Source organism: Moorena sp. SIO3I6 (assembly GCF_010672095.1).
Genome location: NZ_JAAHHU010000934.1, coordinates 1 through 1,917 on the forward strand (window position 1 = coordinate 1; position 1,917 = coordinate 1,917).

The 1,917-nt window shown below is 41.1% G+C and carries 3 protein-coding genes; all 3 read left to right on the plus strand.

Annotation, left to right across the window (positions count from 1 at the left end; all coding sequences use genetic code 11):
* A partial coding sequence (gene hisG / locus F6K49_RS44625; protein ID WP_293108398.1) for an ATP phosphoribosyltransferase occupies nt 1-456 on the plus strand: 456 nt, incomplete at its 5' end.
* Between the two features lie 586 nt (nt 457-1,042).
* On the plus strand, nt 1,043-1,291 hold the full coding sequence (locus tag F6K49_RS44630; protein WP_075897452.1) for a hypothetical protein: 249 nt from the start codon (nt 1,043-1,045) through the stop codon (nt 1,289-1,291).
* 295 nt (nt 1,292-1,586) lie between these two features.
* A partial coding sequence (locus F6K49_RS44635; RefSeq protein WP_293108405.1) for a DUF1350 family protein occupies nt 1,587-1,917 on the plus strand: 331 nt, incomplete at its 3' end.

Below are 1,917 nucleotides of genomic sequence, written 5' to 3' on the forward strand. Positions count from 1 at the left end.
GGCAAAGCCGACGCTACGCGAACAGGCCGGGGAGTGTCAAATAAAAGATTGAACCTGGGGCAGAGTAATTGTGAAAGATACCCGAGACGTGCGAGGAGTGTCAGACGGGCCAGTGGAGACATCTACTTGCCAGCTCATGGTCGCGTAGCCTCCAAGTTTGTTCACTGTGCTCGGGAATATTTCAATAACCTGGATTTGCCAGTGGAAATTATCCCCCTCTACGGTTCTGTTGAACTTGGTCCAATTACCGGGATGTCGGAGGCAATTGTGGACTTGGTGTCCACAGGTCGTACCTTAAAAGAGAATGGCTTAATTGAAATTGACATTTTGTATGAGAGTACAGCACGACTGATTGCCCATCCCATCAGTTATCGCCTCAATACTGATGGTATTAACAATTTGATTGAGCAGATTCGAGAGTTGACTAAGGTCAGTGCTGAATCTTTAGTGAGTTAGTGATGAGTCTTTAGTTAGTAGGGTGTGTGACTAACCCACCCTCACAAGTAGAGTTATTCCGTAAGTACTGTAGAGTTTTTTAGAGGTTGTCTGAGAAGTATCATTTGCTACATCCAAGCCCCCTAAATCCCCCAATTTTGGGGGACTTTTAGAAGCAAATTGACTCTTGTTCCCCCCAAAGTTGGGGGGCTAGGGGGGCAAAATTCAGTATCAAAAAACTTTTCAGATATCCTCTTAGTCTACACTTTTAAAAACTAATGCGATACTTATAATATATCAGAAACGATAGACAAAGAATCAGAGTGATTAACTAATAAAGTCTCAATCTCATTCAAAATAGTTGGAAATCTATCTATAAAGTATAGCTTTTTTTATAAAATCACTAGTCCTCATCTTCTTCATCTCCCCTCTACCCATAGTTGCCTATAGACTGTTACCTCACTAGACACTTTGGGGAATTGTATAGATAAGTCCTACTAACCAGTTTTCCTGATACTGCGCCATTAGCAGTGCTAATTGTCATGGGCACTCAAGATTTGTTCTCAACTGTGTGCTCATAATCAATCTCAACTAAACGAGGCTTAAGATGAAGGTAAAAAATACGTTAATTGCTGCTGCAACTGCTATGGTTTTCGCTTTTGCTTCAGGGTTAAATGCTCAAGAACCAGTTATTGGTGATATCAACACCGCATCAGAATTTATTACCTCGACAATTCAAGCCTTAGCTTCTAACAAGCAAATTATTAATGAGTGCGGTAAAGAGTTAATAATTGAAGATATGACTAGTGTTACTCAAGATTTCCCTAATATCGAAGCCTACCCTACACTAGGATAAATTCAATACAGGATTTCCTTCACACCTGGAGCTAATACTAATCCTAGCTACTGCGCTGCTAGCTTCAAGAGTCGCATGAAGTTAAAATTAAACGGGCGATACCTTAATCCTAGGGGTGCAGAATTATTGTCTACTCCCAACACTTATGAATTTCGAATAATGGTACCAGGTCAAGAGAATTATGAATTTACAATTCAGAATTCTTAACTTCTAGATATTACTAGATTAATACCATACTCTAGAGTACTCTACAAACATCTTTACAATAAAAGAAGTAAACCCTATATAGTATGGCATGGACTGGCAAGAAATATCTGGTAACTGGGTTTTAATCCCCAATCGTCCCACTGGGATTATCCATTTCCTGGGTGGGGCGTTTATTGCTACAGCTCCCCAAGTAACCTACCGATTGTTACTGGAAGAATTAGCACGTCAACGGTATGCAGTGATTGCGACACCGTTTGTGAATACCCTCGACCATATTGCGATCGCACGAGATGTACTCAATCGCTTCGAGACTACTCTCAATCGCTTACAGGTAACCAATGCTTTACGGAAACGGTATCTACCCATCTATGGTATCGGCCACAGCATGGGGTGCAAACTGCATTTGTTGATTGGCAGCC